The organism is Intrasporangium calvum, assembly GCF_028446585.1.
Taxonomy (GTDB): Bacteria; Actinomycetota; Actinomycetes; order Actinomycetales; family Dermatophilaceae; genus Intrasporangium; species Intrasporangium calvum_A.
Genome location: NZ_JAPFQL010000033.1, coordinates 1 through 15,569 on the forward strand (window position 1 = coordinate 1; position 15,569 = coordinate 15,569).

Genomic DNA, 15,569 nt, shown 5'->3' on the forward strand with positions numbered 1-15,569 from the left:
GCGTCGTGGTGCGGGAAGAGTGAGGCGACGTGCCCGTCCGGTCCGACCCCGAGGATGAGGACGTCGAAGGGCTCGGTCCCGTGCTGCGCGAGCGTGTCGGCGTAGGCGGCTGCACCCGCCTCGGCGCTGGCGACCTCGTCCGGGCCCGGCACCCGGTGCACCTTGGCCGGGTCGAGGCCCAGGGTGCTGAGCCCCGCCTCGTCGTTCTGCGTGTCGTTGCGGTCGGCATGTCCACGGGGGAGGAAGCGCTCGTCGCCCCACCAGACCCGCACGCGGCTCCAGTCGACCGCCGTGCGGCCGGGCACCCGGGTCAACGACCGGATGATCTCAGAGCCGAGCGAGCCACCGGTCAGGACGACCTGAGCCTCGCCTGAGCGTCCCTGCGCGTCGAGCAGCGCGGGCACGAGGCGGGCGGCGGCAGCGTCGGCGAGCGACTGCTTGTCCGGGTGGACGACGACGGCCGGGTGTGGCGCCGCGGTCATGACGACGGCTTCTTTCTCGCGGGGGGCTTCGCCGCGGTCTCCTTCTCACGCGGCGTCTTCTTGCCGGCCAGCTTGCGGACCGTGGCCGAGTGGACCTGCTCGGTCTTGGAGCGATCCGGCGCAGGCGGCGCCGTGATCATCGCCATCGCCTCCTTCGCCGAGTCGTCGCGCCCCAACCGGTCGGCGAGGCGTCGGGCTCGCTCGGGGTCGGGCGCCGTGCCCGCCTTGGCCGCAGCGGCTGCCGACTGGCGGACCGGCTTGAGCTTGGAGAGTCCGTGCAGCAGCGCGTCCTCGTAGGTGTTGTCGGGGTCGAGACGGCGCAGCTCGTCGGCGAGGATCTCGCGGGCCTCGCGACGCGGCAACGTGATCCGACGGTCCGGCTGCCCCGGCTGGGAGAGGGTCGCGACCGTGTCGCCGGGCCGGACGAGATCGATCGGGCCACTCTTGCGCTCGAGTCGCACGGCGCTGATGCCGGAGCCGCGCGGCGTCGCGACCCGCTGGACCGGCACCTTGAGGCGATAGGCCAGCCAGGCCGCGAGCAGGTCCGTGGACGGCGAGTCCGGCGCGCCGGAGACCACCGCCCTGGTCACCGGCTCGTGCGGCGGCTGGTCGAGGGCGGCGGCGAGGAGGCCGCGCCAGCGAGTGATCCGGGTCCACGAGAGGTCCGTGTCGCCGGGCTGGTAGGTCTGGGCCCGCTTCTTGAGCATCAGCCGCGAGTTGCGGTGCTGCGCCGCGTCCGTGATCCGCCGCTGCGCCATCGCCCCGATCGGGTCGCTCGCCACGTCACTCGGGGCCTCGCCGGGCCACCAGGCGACGATGGGGGAGTCCGGCAGCAACAGCGGGACGACGACACTGGGGCCGTGCTTCGCGAGCGGACCGTAGAGGCGCAGCACGACGATCTCGCTCGCCCCTGCGTCGCCCCCGAGCCGGATCTGCGCGTCGAGCCGCTGGCGCCCGCGCCGGTCCCCGGCGATGACGACGATGATGCGACAAGGGTGCTGGCGGCTGGCGTGGTTGGCCACGTCGATCGCCTCGGAGGCATCGATGTCGTCCACGACGATGACGAGCGTGAGCACCCGGCCGAGCGCCATGGCGCCGACCTCGTTGCGGGTGCGCACCAGGGTCTTGCTGATTTCCTTCGTCGTCGTGTCGGTCAGGTCCCTGATCACGGCATCCTCCAGGTCCGGCCGTCTCGGGCGAGCATGGCGTGGGCGGATGCCGGGCCCCAGGTCCCGGCAGGGTACTGCTCCGGCTTGCCGCTCCGCGCCCAGTGCTTGATCAGGGGGTCGAGGATCCGCCAGGACAGCTCGACCTCCTCGTGGCGCGGGAAGAGGGGCGGGTCCCCGAGCAGCACGTCGAGGATGAGGCGCTCATAGGCCTCGGGCGAAGCCTCCGTGAAGGACGAGCCGTAGCCGAAGTCCATCGTCACGTCCCGGATGTCCATCTGGGCCCCGGGGACCTTCGAGCCGAAGCGGATCGTGACGCCCTCGTCCGGCTGGACGCGGATCACGATGGCGTTCTGGCCCAGCTCCTCCGTCGCGGTGTGCGCGAACGGCAGGTGGGGCGCCCGCTTGAAGACGACGGCGATCTCGGTGACCCGCTTGCCGAGGCGCTTGCCGGCGCGCAGGTAGAAGGGCACGCCGGCCCAGCGTCGCGTGTCCACCTCCAGGGTGACGGCAGCGAACGTCTCCGTCTTGGAGTTCGTGTCGACGCCATCCTCCTCGAGATAGCCGGGGACCTCTGTGGCACCCTGCCAGCCGGCGGCGTACTGGCCTCGTGCGGCGTGGGCGTCGAGGTCGTCGGGCAGCCGCACCGCGGAGAGAACCTTCTCCTTCTCGGCACGCAGGTCGGTCGCATCGAAGGACACGGGCTCCTCCATCGCCGTCAGTGCGAGCAGCTGGAGGAGGTGGTTCTGGATGACGTCGCGGGCCGCGCCGATCCCGTCGTAGTAGCCGGCCCGTCCCGCGATGCCGATGTCCTCGGCCATCGTGATCTGCACGTGGTCGACGTAGTGGGAGTTCCAGACCGGCTCGAACAGCTGGTTGGCGAAGCGCAGCGCGAGCAGGTTCTGGACCGTCTCCTTGCCGAGGTAGTGGTCGATCCGGAAGACGCTGTCCGGCGGGAAGACCTTCTCGACGATCCGGTTGAGCTCCTGGGCGGACCGCAGGTCGTGGCCGAAGGGCTTCTCGATGACGACGCGGCGCCAGGAGTCACCGGTGGAGGTGGTCAGGCCGCAGCGCTCGAGCTGCTCGCACACCGGCGCGAAGAACGCCGGCGGCACCGACAGGTAGAAGGCGTGGTTGCCCCCGGTGCCGCGCTCGGCGTCGAGCTCGTGGACCGTCTGGGTGAGCAGGTCGAAGGCGGCCGGGTCGTCGAAGGTCCCGGGGACGAACCGGAACCCCTCGGACAGGTTGCGCCACACGTCGTCGCTGAACGGCGTGCGGGCGTACTGCCGGACCGCGTCGTGGACGACCTTGCCGAAGTCCTGGGTAGCCCAGTCGCGCCGGGCGAAGCCCACGAGCGAGAAGCCGGGTGGGAGCAGGCCACGGTTGGCCAGGTCGTAGACGGCCGGCATGAGCTTCTTGCGGGCCAGGTCTCCGGTGACCCCGAAGAGCACCAGCCCGCACGGGCCAGCGATCCGGGGGAGTCGTTTGTCCTCGGGATCGCGAAGCGGGTTGACGCCCGGCGCGACTCGCGCTGGGCTCATCCGTGGTCACCCGAGCGCAGCGCTGCCAGCACCTGCGCCAGACCGGCGTCGTGGTCGGTCAGGTGCAGCTGGAGCACCGGGCGACCATGGTCCGCGAGGACCTGCGCGTCCCCACCCGCCTGGGCGGCGATGAACTGGCCGAACGTGAAGTCGCGACCGGGGACCGCGAGGTCCTCGCGTGGGGCCGAGGTGATCTGGACGTAGACGCCGACGGCCGGGCCCCCCTTGTGGAACTGGCCGGTGGAGTGGAGGAACCGCGGCCCCCAGCCGAAGGTCGTGGGGCGCTGCGTCCGGGCCGCCAGCGCGCTGCGGCAGTCGGCCAGCTCGGCGTCGCCGAGCCGGTCGAGGTAGGCCATCACCGCGACGTAACCCCGCTCGCCGACCTGGCCGAGCAGTGCCTCCACGGCGTCCGAGACGGTGCGCGCCGCCGGCGCCGACGAACCTGAGCCCGTGGGGAGCCAGTCCCCGCCGAGAGAGCGGACCTCCACGGCTCCGTCGACGTATGCCGCCGGGCTGGCTTCCCGGGCCCCCTGCTCGAGGAGCCCTCGGGCTGCCTGCTTGGCCGACTCGACGTCGGGCTGGTCGAAGGGGTTGATGCCGAGCAGCCGGCCGGCCACGGCGGTGGCCGCCTCCCACAGGAGGAGCTGGGCGCCCAGCGTCCCGCCGATGCGGACCGCGTCGCCCTCGGGTCGGGTGTCGTCGTCGGTGGCCACGAGTCGGGCCACGAGCACGTCCGGTGCCGCCCAGGCCAGCTCGGGGGCGTCGTCCGACTCGACCACGACGGGCAGCACGCCCGTGCCGTCCTTGCCGGTCGACTCCGCGATGAGCTGCTCCGCCCAGTCGGCGAAACCGTGGATGCCCGACCCGTCCTCGACGAGGACGAGCTTGTCGCGCAGCGGGGTGGTGCCGCCCATTGCGGCGCCGAGTCGAAGCGCCGGGTTGGCGTCGTCGTCCGCGGCGAGCAGGTCGGCGACCGACTCTGCCTCGTCGAGCAGGGCGGCGACGTCGACGCCGGCGAGCCCGCTCGGCACGAGCCCGAAGGCGGTGAGCGCCGAGTAGCGCCCGCCCACGTCGGGGTCGGCGTTGACGACGCGGTAGCCCTTGGCCCGCGCCTCCTGGTCCAGGGGGCTGCCCGGGTCGGTCACGACGACGATGCGCTCGGCGGGGTCGATGCCGGCGTCCGTGAAGGCCTGCTCGTAGGCGCGGCGCTGGGAGTCCGTCTCGACCGTGGAGCCCGACTTGCTCGAGACGACGACCACGGTGTGCTCGAGGTCGTCGGAGATCGCGCGGCGCACGTAGTCGGGGTCGGAGGAGTCGAGCACGACGAGGGGACGGCCGGCAGTGGCGCAGATGACCTCGGGAGCGAGCGACGACCCGCCCATGCCGCAGAGGACCACGTGATCGAGGCCCTGCTGCGCCAACGCGTCCCGCAGCGCGGCGATCTCACCGACGAGCGGTCGGGACGACCGGGCCAGGCCGACCCAGGAGAGCCGCTCGCCCGCCTCTGGCTCGGCCTCCGGACCCCAGAGTCCGGCGTCCTGGGCGAAGAGACGACTGGCCACCGCGTCGCGCACGAGGTCGGGCACGTGCTGCTCGATGGCGTCCGCGGCCGCCCCTGAGGCGCTCACGGAGAGGGAGCTCATGCCCGCACCTTCTCCATCTCCGCGGCGACGCCGTCGAGCAGCTCGCCCCAGGACTTCTCGAACTTGTCGACGCCTTCGTCCTCGAGCAGGGCCACCACCTCGGTGTAGGACACGCCCTGGGCCGCCAAGGCGTCGAGGACGGCTGCGGCCTCGGCGTAGGAGCCGGTGATCGTGTCGCCGCGGACCTCGCCGTGGTCGGCGGTCGCCTCGAGGGTCTTGCCCGGCATGGTGTTGACCACTCCTGGGGCCACGAGCTCGGTGACGTAGAGGGTGTCCGAGTAGGCGGGGTCCTTGACCCCGGTCGAGGCCCACAGCGGGCGCTGGGGGTTGGCCCCCTCGTCGGCCAGGCTGCGCCACCTCGGTGTGCTGAAGACCTCCTCGAAGGCCTGGTAGGCCAGCCGGGCGTTGGCGACGCCGGCCTGGCCACGCAGAGCCTTCGCCTCGTCCGTCCCGATCTCGTCGAGCCGCCTGTCGATCTCGGTGTCCACGCGGGAGACGAAGAACGAGGCCACGGAGTGGATGGTCGAGAGGTCCGTGCCGGCAGCGTGGGCCTTCTCGAGGCCCTCGAGGTAGGCGTTCATCACCGCGCGGTAGCGGTCGAGCGAGAAGATCAGGGTGACGTTGACGCTGATGCCCTCGGCGATCACGGCCGTGATCGCCGGCAGCCCCGCCTTGGTCGCCGGGATCTTGATGAGGACGTTGGGCCGGTCGACGTCGGCGTACATCTGCTTGGCCTGGGCGATCGTCGCCTCGGTGTCGTGGGCGAGGCGGGGGTCCACCTCGATCGAGGCGCGTCCGTCGACCCCGCCCGTCCGGTCGTAGAGGGGGCGGAAGAGGTCGCAGGCCTCCCGCACGTCCGCGGTCGTCAGCTCGTGGACGACCTCGTCGACGTTCTTGCCTGCGGCCGTCAGCGCGCCGAGGTCCTCGTTGTAGCGGTCGCCCTTGGACAGGGCGGCCTGGAAGATCGACGGGTTGGAGGTCAGGCCGACCACGTTGCGCTCCTCCATGAGCTCCGCGATCTTCCCGGTCTCGAGCAGCTCCCGGGACAGGTCGTCCAGCCAGATGGAGACACCGGCGTCGGACAGGGCCTTGGTGTTGGGGTTCGTCATGGTGGTCACTTCCTCTTCGAGTTCGAGGTGTGCGCGGTCGCGGACTTCTTGGCGGCGGCCCGGGGGGTCTTGCTCGACACGTCGGTGTCGCCGCTCCCCGAGCGCTTGCGCGGGTTGGTCTCGGTGATGCCGGGCGCGTGGACCGCCTCGCGGGCGGCCTTGATCGACTCCTTGGCGGCCTTGACGACGGCGTCGGAGGTGATGCCGAACTCCCGGAAGACGGTCTGGTAGTCGGCCGAGGCGCCGAAGTGCTCGAGGCTGATGGTGCGACCGGCGTCGCCGACGATGTCGTGCCAGCCCATCGAGACACCGGCCTCGACGCTGACGCGAGCTCGCACGGACGGGGGGAGCACCTTGTTCTGGTAGCTCTTCGACTGCTTCTCGAACCACTCACGGCAGGGCATCGACACCACGCGGGTGGCGATCCGGGCCTTCTCGAGGCGCTCCGCGGCCTCCACGGCGAGCTGCACCTCCGATCCGGTCGCGACGAGGACGACGTCGGGGTCGCCGGGGCGGGACTCCTCGACGAGGACGTAGGCACCCTTGGCCGTGCCGCTCGCCTTGCCGTGGATCCGCCGGTCCCACGTGGGGACGGCCTGGCGGGTCAGGGCGAGGGCCGTCGGCCCGGTCGCGTTGGTGAGGATGTGGGCCCACGCGGCCGCGGTCTCGTTGGCGTCGGCGGGTCGCACGACGTCGAGCCCGGGGATGGCGCGCAGCGCGGCGAGGTGCTCGACCGGCTGGTGGGTCGGGCCGTCCTCGCCGAGGCCGATCGAGTCGTGCGTCCACACGTAGGTGACCGGCAGCTGCTGAAGGGCGGCGAGCCGGACCGCGGGACGCATGTAGTCGGAGAAGACGAGGAACGTGCCACCGTAGGGCCGGGTCAGGCCCTCGAGAGCGATGCCGTTGAGGATCATCCCCATCCCGTGCTCGCGGATGCCGAAGTGGAGAGTCCGCCCGTAGGGGTGGCCCTGCCACGCGTCGGTCTGCCTGGAGGTGGGGATGAAGGACGGCTCGCCCTCCATCGTCGTGTTGTTGGACTCGGCGAGGTCGGCCGAGCCGCCCCACAACTCGGGCATGACGGAGGCGAGGGCGGTCAGCACCTTGCCCGAGGCGGCCCGGGTCGCCACGCCCTTGGCGTCGGCAGGGAACGTGGGCAGCGCCTTGGTCAGTCCCTCGGGTGCCTTCCCGGCCACGACCCGGTCGAGCAGGGCAGCGCGGTCGGGGTTCGCCTTGCGCCACGCCTTGTAGGACTTGTCCCACTCCCGGTGGGCGGCCTTGCCGCGCTTGACGACCTCGCGGGCCCGCTTGAGGACGGCGGGCTCCACGACGAACGACTTCTCGGGGTCGAAGCCGAGCAGCTCCTTCGTCGCGGCGACCTCCTCGGCGCCGAGCGCGGACCCGTGGGACTTGCCCGTGTCCTGCTTGGTCGGGGCGGGCCAGGCGATGATCGTGCGCAGGATGACGAGCGTCGGCCGGTTCGGCTCGGCGTCGCCGGAGCGGATGGCGGCGAGGAGCGCGTCGACGTCCTCGACGTAGCGGTCGCCGTCGCCGTCGCCCCGCCAGTCGACGGTGACGACGTGCCAGCCGTAGGCCTCGTAGCGCTTGGCGACGTCCTCGCTGAAGGCGATGTCGGTGTCGTCCTCGATCGAGATCTGGTTGGCGTCGTAGACGACGGTGAGGTTGCCGAGCTCCTGGTGGCCGGCGAGCGCGCAGGCCTCGTGCGTCACACCCTCCTGCAGGTCCCCGTCGGACGCGATGACGTAGACGTGGTGGTCGAACGGGCTGGTCCCCGGGTCGGCATCGGGGTCGAAGAGGCCGCGCTGGCGGCGCTGGGCCATCGCCATCCCGACGGCGGAGGCCAGACCTGAGCCGAGCGGTCCGGTCGTGATCTCCACCCCGGCCGTGTGGTGGACCTCGGGGTGACCGGGCGTCTTCGAGCCCCACGTGCGCAGCGCCTTGAGGTCGTCGAGCTCGAGGCCGTAGCCGCTGAGGTAGAGCTGGACGTACTGAGTCAGGCTCGAGTGCCCCGCTGACAGCACGAACCGGTCGCGACCGAGCCAGGCCGGGTCGGCCGGGTCGTGGCGCATGACGTTCTGGTAGAGCAGGTACGCGAGCGGGGCCAGTGACATGGCCGTCCCGGGGTGGCCGTTGCCCACCTTCTGCACCGCGTCGGCCGCGAGCAGCCGCGCGCTGTCGACGGCTCGCACGTCGAGGTCGGACCAGCCGGCCCCCTCACAGACCGGCCGGGGGAGGCGCGGGTCCCGTCCGGCCAAGGGGTCCTTGGTCGCCGACCTCGATCGACTGGGCTTGCTCTCCGTGGCAGGTGCAGTGGCGGTTGCACTGGTCGGGGTAGGCACGGGGGCGGTCTCCTTCTGGGCCGGGTGCGGGGCGGCACGTACGGGGACGAGCCTAGTGCGTGGGCTGTGAGGCGGGGCACGACGTGCAGGGAGTTGCCGGGGACTGCTCGGGGCTCCCATACCCACGGTCCTTCCCCACCGGCAGGACCTCTCGCCGTTATCCGCCAAAGTACGGGCTAGACTTCGGGCCAGACTTGCCTGTCACCGGAGCACCGGACTGTCGGGCGCGACGGATCAGCGACGGAAGACAAGGACTGCATGACTACGGTGGACGCCCGCGCCGAGCTGTCGGCGCTCTCGGGCCCGGACGGCAGCGGCCTGCGGTTCCTGGTCGGCCAGTACGTCTCACTGATGAAGCCGCGGATCATCGAGCTGCTGCTCATCACCACGATCCCCGTCATGTTCCTCGCCGCAGGAGGTGTTCCCAACCTCCTGCTCGTTCTGGCGACCCTCGTCGGCGGCACGCTGTCGGCCGGAGCGGCCAACACACTCAACTGCTACATCGACCGCGACATCGACGCGGTGATGCACCGCACGAGCAAGCGGCCGCTGGTCACCGGCACGATCAGCCCGCGCGGCGCGCTCGTCTTCGGGGCCGTCCTCACCGTCGTCTCCACGCTGTGGCTGGGCCTGCTCGTCAACTGGCTGAGCGCCTGGCTGTCGCTCGCCGCCCTGCTGTTCTACGTCTTCGGCTACACGCTGCTGCTCAAGCGACGCACGGCACAGAACATCGTCTGGGGCGGCGCGGCCGGCTGCATGCCGGTCCTGATCGGCTGGTCGGCCGTGACCAACTCGATCAGCTGGTCGGCCTTCATCCTCTTCATGGTGATCTTCTTCTGGACGCCTCCGCACTACTGGCCGCTGTCGATGCGCTTCAAGCAGGACTACGCCAAGGCGGATGTCCCGATGCTGCCGGTCCTGGAGGAGATGGTGGTCGTCGCGCGGCAGATCGTCCTCTACGCGTGGGCGATGGTCCTCACGTCCCTCGCGCTGGTCCCGGTCGGGGCGATGGGCTGGATCTACACGCTGACGGCGGTCGGCGCCGGGGTGCTCTTCCTGGCGGAGGCCCACCGGCTGCTCTCCTCGGCCCGCGCCGGCGCTCCCGAGTCCAAGCTCCGCCCGATGCGGCTCTTCCACTTCTCGATCACCTACTTGACGATCCTCTTCGTCGGGGTGGCACTCGACCCCATCTGGCACCTGGCCCTGCCCGGGCTCTCCTGAGCCACCCGGTCGACTGAGCCACTCGGTCGACAGCGGACGTATGCCGCTGGGCTCGGTCCCGCACGGGCGTGGCAGTCACGTCTCGCCGTGGCCCTCGAGCCTCGGCAGTCCGTCCTCGAGGTAGGGGATCGCGCCGGCCTCGTCGCTCCGGCTGGCGAGCGACCGGAGCATGCGGACCGTGTAGGGCGCAACCTTCGCCGTCCAGACCGACTCGGGCGCCCAGTGCACGGCACGGATCTCCCGGTCCTCGAGGACGAGCTCGTCGACGATGTCGGACCTGACGGTTCCGAGGTCGAAGACGAGCAGGACCGCGTCGCGCCAGCCGAGCCATGGTGGCATCCAGTTCACGGCCAGGAGCCGCTGCGGCGTGACGACGAGGCCGAGCTCCTCCTGCACCTCGCGGACGACACAGGTGGCGGGTGACTCGCCCGGGTCGACGACGCCACCGGGGAGGTCCCACTCGGACTTGTAGGCCAGCTCGCAGAGCAGGACGTCGCCGGTCTCGTTGCGCAGGACGCCCTGGGCGATGGCCCGCTTGACCGGCAGGGCCGAGTCGAGCATGGCGGTGAAGCCCTCGCGGCTGCCGGGGGCGGGGTCGTCCGTGAGCCGTCCCAACAGCACGGTGTCGTGCGTCTCATCCCCGACCTGCACGTCGGAGCGGAGGAGTCCCTCGCGACGCAGACCGGCGCGCAGTGCGACGCCGAGGGCCGGGCGGTTGAGCGGGTTGACGCGGGCCTCGACGCGGCCGAGGCCGAGGTCGCCGAAGGCGAACTCCACGAGCAGCCGCACGGCGCGGCTGGCGATGCCTCGGCGGCGGTAGGGGGCGTAGACGAGCCAGGACAGCGAGCCCACTCCCTCACGCACCCGGCGCACCTCGACGGATCCGGCAACCTGGCCCTGCCACTCCACGAGGAAGGTCGCGGTGGACCGGGAGTCAGCCCACTCGGCGTGCTTCTCACGCACCCAGGCCGAGTGCTCCTGGACGGTGGCGCCCGGCGCCGGCAGGTCGGGCCACCGGCTCAGCTCGGGGTCCTGCAGCCCTACCGACTCCGCTGCGTCCGCGGGGTCCCAGGGGCGCAGCACGAGGTCGCCGTCGCGCAGGGTCGGTTGTGGGTGGTCCACGGGGCCAACGTAGCCGGGGGAGGGGGCTGGTGGCCCGGCTAGACCGGGAGTCGGCGGGTCTCGAGCAGCCCGTTCGTCAGCACGACGACGAGCAGGCTGGCACCGAGCATGTGGAGCAGCACGAGCAGCTCGGGCAGGCCGGTGAAGTACTGCACGTAGCCGATGAAGCCCTGCAGGACCGTGACGTAGAGGACAAGGTCCCAGGCCCGCTTCGTCCGGGCCTCGGTCGCGGTGAGCCGCACCGCGACGATCGTGGCGATCACCAGCCCGACGAAGAGCATCACTGCATCTGCATGCATCCACGACACGAAGCGGGGGTCGAAGCCGGTGCGGGCCGGCGTGTCCGCATCGCCCGAGTGGGGACCGGAGCCGGTCACGACGACACCGAGGAGGAGGACGACGACGCCGACGGCCGCGGTGGCCCACGCGAGACGGTGGGTCAGGGGGTGGACGGTGAGCTCCCCGGGACCGGACTCGCCGTCGTGTGCGCCGCGCACGAGCGCGGTGGACAGGCTGATGAGGACCATCGACATGAGGAAGTGGAACATCACGGTCCACGGGTTGAGCCCGGTGCGCACCGTGATCCCGCCGACCACGGCCTGCGCGACGACTCCGATGGCGACGCCGTAGGCGACGAAGTGCATCCGACGGCGGTCCGGCCAGGTCGACACGACGGCCCACACGGAGAGGACTGCGAGGACGGCCAACACGCCGGTCAGGGTGCGGTTCCCGAACTCGATGAGGTCGTGGTACTGGCTCTCGGGGGTGCGGACGGGCGTGAACGAGCCGGGCTGGCACTCGGGCCAGGTCGAGCAGCCGAGGCCGCTCCCGGTGAGCCGGACGACCCCGCCGGTGACGACGATGCCGACCTCGGCGACGAGGTTGGCGACGAGGATGGGACGCACCCAGCGACCCAGGATCGAGGTCGAGGCCGGTTGCGGCGGCGCGGACGTAGGCGTTGACACGACTGAGAGCGTATGCCCGCCCGGGGTCCCACGACGCACCGCCCTGCGGGAGACCGCCTCGACCAGACCGCGGACCAGAGGCGCACCGCTCGTGGCCGCTGGGCCCGCCCCACAGACGCGAGTGGCCACGCGGGCGTGCGGTGTCGTTCAGCCGACGTCGGACCACACGGCCGCGCTGCCGGCGTGCCCGGCGAGCACGATGGTCACCACGAGGACCAGGCTGGACAGGACCACCAGGATGACGACGAGGGTCTGGAGCGGACGAGTGGTGCTGTCCTGGTCGGACGCGGGCCGGAGGAGCCAGGTGGCGGCGAGGACGACCACCATGAAGACCGTGGCCGCCAGGCGGACCCGGTAGCCGGCGTCGACGTGGGTCTGGACGAGGTCGAAGTCGGTCGTGGCGGCCCGGACCTGGGACACCCGGACGAGCAGGGCCTCACCGCTGGCCGCGCCGACCCACGCCAGCGCACCGGAAACCACGGCGCCCACAGCGGCGGGCCAGCGCAGCGGATCGCGCCACCTCGGCAGGACGGCGAAGAGCGTGGCGAGGACGGCGAGGAGCGGCACGAGGACGACGAGGCCGTGGATGACGAGCGCGTGCATCGGAAGGCCGAGGATGAAGTCGAACACTGTCCCTCCAGGTCAGCTGGTCGCCGCGCGACGAGTCGCAGTCTCGTGCCGTCAGTCGTCGAAGGTGAAGAGCCGCGCCGCGAGGAGGCTCGCTGCGCCTGCCCACCCGAGGACGACGAGGAACGCCGGGCCGTTCAGGGCGCCGTCGACGAACGCGGCCCGCAGGCCGTCGCCGAGCGCCGCGGAGGGGAGGAACGCAGCAGGTCCGGCCAGGACGTCCGGCAGCTGCGTGCGAGGCACGACGACACCGCCGACCGTGAGGAAGAGGACCCAGAGGAGGTTGGCCAGGGCCAGGACGGCCTCGGCACGCAGGGTTCCCCCGACGAGGAGGGCCAGGGCGACGAAGGCCCACGTGCCCACCACGACGAACACGAGGGCCGGCAGCACGCCGACGAGTGATGGCCGCCAACCGAGGGCGAGGCCGAGCGCGCCGAGCACGACGACCTGGATGGCGAGCACCGTGAGGGTGGCGAGCACCTTGGCGGAGATCAGCCCGGAGCGTCCCAGCGGTGTCACCCCGAGATAGCGCAGGACGCCGTAGCGGCGGTCGAAGCCGGTGGCGATGGCCTGGGACGTGAAGGCGGACGAGATGACCGAGAGTGCCAGCACGCCCGGCACTGCGAGGTCGATCCGCTCGCCCGAGCCCAGCGAGGGGCTGCTCGTGGCGCGCAACCCGACGAGGACCATGGCCGGGATGACCAGCGAGACGAGCAGCTGCTCACCGTTGCGCAGCAGCGTGCCGACCTCGAAGCGCGCCTGGGCGAGCACCCGCTGGGAGGCCGGCGCGGCCCGGAGGGGACCAGAGGGGGAACCGGGCGTGGCCGGTCGGATGTCGTGCGCGGTCATGCCCGGCCTCTCGTGGTCAGCCCGAAGTAGATCTCCTCGAGCGGCCGTCCTGCGGTCACGGACTCCAGAGTGCCCTCGGCCACGGTTCGTCCCGCGTTCATGATGACGAGGTGGTCGGCGAGCCGCTCCGCCTCCTCGAAGGAGTGCGTCGTCACCACGACGGTCGTGCCCTCGTCCCGCAGGCCCCGGATGATGTCCCACACCTCCAGCCGGCCGTGGGGGTCGAGGCCCGCGGCGGGCTCGTCGAGGAAGAGGACCTCGGGCCGCCCGAGCAGCGCGGCCGCGAGCGCCAACCGCTGCTTCTGCCCGCCCGAGAGACGGCGGATCGTCGTGCCGGCGAAGTCCGAGACCCCCAGCCGGCGAGCGGTCGCCGCGACGTCGGCAGGTGCGGCATAGAGGCGGCTCAGGTGGTCGAGCAGCCGGAGTGGCTTGCTCCCGCCCGGCAGACCACCGGTCTGCAGCATGACGCCCACTCGGGCGCGATGGTCGGCGTCGGCGACGGCCGGGTCAACCCCGAGCACCCGGACCTCGCCCCGGTCGGGTCGGCCGAGTCCGACGGCGCACTCGATCGCTGTCGTCTTGCCGGCTCCGTTGGGGCCGAGAACGGCCGTGATGCGTCCCGTCGCGGCGTGCCACGACAGCCCGTCGAGCGCGTGGACGGGGCCGTAGCTGCGGTGCAGCGCCGTCAGGGTCACCGCGAAATCTGGTGTTGACCCGTCGTGCCCGGCATCTGTCATGGTCGATGAGTCTAGGCTCGGGTCCCGTCACGCAACGATTCCCCCACCGTCCGGAGCAGCCCCCGTGAAGATCGACCCCGCCGCCAAACCGTTCACCGCGATGGCGGCCGTGCCCACCGTCCTGGCCGCCGCCGCCCGCCGGCCGCGTGCGACCCTCGCCCTCGGCCTGCTCACGGCGGGCGTCACGCTCTTCTTCCGGGACCCCGACCGGACGCCGGACCGCACCCCGGTCGCGGACCCGGACGTCGTGCTGGCCCCGGCCGACGGGATGATCGTCCACGCCGGGCCCGCTCAGGAGGGTGTGGCACCGGAGGGGGAGTGGCAGCAGGTCAGCATCTTCCTGTCGTTGCTCGACGTCCACATCAACCGGTCCCCGTACGGCGGCCGGGTGCTCAGCGTGACGCACGTTCCAGGGCGGTTCCTCGCCGCCTACCGCGCCGCCAGCGCGACGAAGAACGAGCGCAGCGAGATCGTGGTCGAGCGGGTCGTGGACGGCCAGACCCGCCGGGTCGTCTACCGGCAGCTCGTCGGGCAGCTCGCCCGCCGCATCGTCACGCGCATCAAGGCAGGCGACGAGGTGGGCACCGGTGAGCGGATGGGCCTGATGAAGTTCGGCTCACGGATGGACGTCTTCCTCCCGGCGGACGTGGCGCTCGAGGTGAGCAAGGGCCAGCGCGCCGTCGCCGGCGAGACCGTCCTGGGGCGCTTCCAGTGAGCGAGGAACCCACCCGGCCCCGCGCCCGCCGCGCTCGGCAGCGAGTCGTCCGGGGCTGGCGTCTCGTCTCGCAGACCGGAGCGAGGGTCGTCCCGCTCAACCGGGTCAACCCGAAGGTCCGCGCCAAGGTGATGCTGCCGAGCCTCTTCACGCTCGGCAACATGGTCTGCGGCTTCTCGGCCGTCCTCATGGCGTTCCAGGACCGGTTCGGGGTGGCGGCCGTGCTGATCGCCGTCTCGATCGTCCTCGACATCCTCGACGGCGCCGTGGCTCGGGCGGTCGGGGCGATCACCCCGTTCGGGCTGCAGTTCGACTCGCTCGCCGATCTTGTCTCCTTCGGGATCGCGCCGGCCGTGCTGGTCTACACGTGGGCGCTGCCGTCCTACCCTCAGTGGGCCTGGGCCGGCGCCATGTTCTGGCTCGCCTGCGCCGCCTACCGCCTCGCCCGGTTCAACGTGACGATCGACCCGATGGCCGACAAGCGCTACTTCATCGGCCTGCCCAGCCCCGGTGCGGCCGGTGTCGTGATCGCGACCGTCTTCGCCGTTGACCAGCCGCTTCAGGGTCCGCTGCTCCCCATCGCCGCCGGCGTCCTGCCCGCGGCGCTCATGGCGACGTCCTACCGGTTCCGTTCCTTCCGTGGGCTGCTGTCGACGAAGAACCCGCCCCTGACGCTCGGGCTGCTGGCTGTGGTCGTCGTCGGGCTCGTCCTCGTGCCCCGGACGACCGGCGTGGCCATCGCCTACGGCTACGTGCTCACGTCCCCGCTCGGCTGGGTGACCGCACCCCTGCGACGTCGGTGGTTCGGCGCCGACAGCGTGGCGCCCCCCCGAGTACGGATGCCGTCCGTGATCATGCCGGTGCAGCCCGACCCGGTGATCGACGGCGAAGCGGCGCTCGACGCGGACCCCGACCTGCCCTGCGAGCCGTCGTCCAGCGACGACGGCGGGGACGAGCCGGGGGAGGGTCCCCGCGCATCCTGAGGTAAGGGGGGCCTTACTAGCCGACCTTTCCCCAATTACGTCACAATGGTGT

At 71.8% G+C, this 15,569-nt stretch carries 14 protein-coding genes; 3 read left to right on the plus strand and 11 right to left on the minus strand.

What is annotated here, in order from left to right:
* From pgl to tkt, 6 genes are all read right to left on the minus strand, one after another.
* Nucleotides 1-482: 6-phosphogluconolactonase (pgl, locus tag OO014_RS08965; RefSeq protein ID WP_272461961.1), on the minus strand; the 482-nt coding region annotated here is incomplete at its 3' end.
* Nucleotides 479-1,651 carry a glucose-6-phosphate dehydrogenase assembly protein OpcA gene (opcA, locus tag OO014_RS08970; RefSeq protein ID WP_272461962.1) on the minus strand — a complete coding sequence of 391 codons (1,173 nt, stop codon included), beginning with the start codon at nucleotides 1,649-1,651 and terminating at the stop codon, nucleotides 479-481. The genes pgl and opcA, both read right to left, overlap by 4 nt.
* On the minus strand, nucleotides 1,648-3,189 hold the full coding sequence (gene zwf / locus OO014_RS08975; RefSeq protein ID WP_272461963.1) for a glucose-6-phosphate dehydrogenase: 1,542 nt from the start codon (nucleotides 3,187-3,189) through the stop codon (nucleotides 1,648-1,650). The genes opcA and zwf overlap by 4 nt, the downstream gene beginning before the upstream one ends.
* Complete coding sequence (locus tag OO014_RS08980) at nucleotides 3,186-4,832, minus strand: glucose-6-phosphate isomerase (protein WP_272461964.1); 1,647 nt, start codon at nucleotides 4,830-4,832, stop codon at nucleotides 3,186-3,188. The genes zwf and OO014_RS08980 overlap by 4 nt, the downstream gene beginning before the upstream one ends.
* Complete coding sequence (gene tal / locus OO014_RS08985) at nucleotides 4,829-5,941, minus strand: transaldolase (RefSeq protein WP_272461965.1); 1,113 nt, start codon at nucleotides 5,939-5,941, stop codon at nucleotides 4,829-4,831. The genes OO014_RS08980 and tal overlap by 4 nt, the downstream gene beginning before the upstream one ends.
* Before the next feature lie 5 nt (nucleotides 5,942-5,946).
* Nucleotides 5,947-8,298: a transketolase gene (tkt, locus tag OO014_RS08990; protein ID WP_272461966.1), complete on the minus strand. Its 2,352-nt coding sequence runs from the start codon at nucleotides 8,296-8,298 to the stop codon at nucleotides 5,947-5,949.
* 258 nt (nucleotides 8,299-8,556) lie between these two features.
* Here tkt and OO014_RS08995 point away from each other — a divergent pair, with 258 nt between their 5' ends.
* A complete protein-coding gene (locus OO014_RS08995) occupies nucleotides 8,557-9,519 on the plus strand; it encodes a heme o synthase (RefSeq protein ID WP_272461967.1) in 963 nt (320 codons plus the stop codon).
* Between the two features lie 75 nt (nucleotides 9,520-9,594).
* Here OO014_RS08995 and OO014_RS09000 read toward each other — a convergent pair whose 3' ends face one another.
* The 5 genes from OO014_RS09000 to OO014_RS09020 all read right to left on the minus strand — a co-directional run bounded on the left by OO014_RS09000 (nucleotide 9,595) and on the right by OO014_RS09020 (nucleotide 13,819).
* Entirely contained in the window at nucleotides 9,595-10,641 is a 1,047-nt protein-coding gene (locus tag OO014_RS09000) for an NUDIX hydrolase (RefSeq protein WP_272461968.1), read from the minus strand.
* 38 nt (nucleotides 10,642-10,679) lie between these two features.
* A complete protein-coding gene (locus tag OO014_RS09005; protein ID WP_272461969.1) occupies nucleotides 10,680-11,606 on the minus strand; it encodes a COX15/CtaA family protein in 927 nt (308 codons plus the stop codon).
* Nucleotides 11,607-11,753: 147 nt separating this feature from the next.
* On the minus strand, nucleotides 11,754-12,236 hold the full coding sequence (locus tag OO014_RS09010; RefSeq protein WP_272461970.1) for a DUF2231 domain-containing protein: 483 nt from the start codon (nucleotides 12,234-12,236) through the stop codon (nucleotides 11,754-11,756).
* A gap of 51 nt (nucleotides 12,237-12,287) precedes the next feature.
* On the minus strand, nucleotides 12,288-13,082 hold the full coding sequence (locus tag OO014_RS09015) for an ABC transporter permease (RefSeq protein ID WP_272461971.1): 795 nt from the start codon (nucleotides 13,080-13,082) through the stop codon (nucleotides 12,288-12,290).
* Nucleotides 13,079-13,819 carry an ABC transporter ATP-binding protein gene (locus tag OO014_RS09020; RefSeq protein ID WP_272461972.1) on the minus strand — a complete coding sequence of 247 codons (741 nt, stop codon included), beginning with the start codon at nucleotides 13,817-13,819 and terminating at the stop codon, nucleotides 13,079-13,081. Before OO014_RS09020 ends, OO014_RS09015 begins: the two co-directional genes overlap by 4 nt.
* A gap of 64 nt (nucleotides 13,820-13,883) precedes the next feature.
* Between OO014_RS09020 and OO014_RS09025 the strand changes: the two genes are divergently transcribed.
* Nucleotides 13,884-14,534 carry a phosphatidylserine decarboxylase gene (locus OO014_RS09025; protein ID WP_272461973.1) on the plus strand — a complete coding sequence of 217 codons (651 nt, stop codon included), beginning with the start codon at nucleotides 13,884-13,886 and terminating at the stop codon, nucleotides 14,532-14,534.
* A complete protein-coding gene (gene pssA, locus OO014_RS09030; RefSeq protein ID WP_272461974.1) occupies nucleotides 14,531-15,517 on the plus strand; it encodes a CDP-diacylglycerol--serine O-phosphatidyltransferase in 987 nt (328 codons plus the stop codon). The genes OO014_RS09025 and pssA overlap by 4 nt, the downstream gene beginning before the upstream one ends.
* The last annotated feature ends 52 nt before the right edge of the window (nucleotides 15,518-15,569 follow it).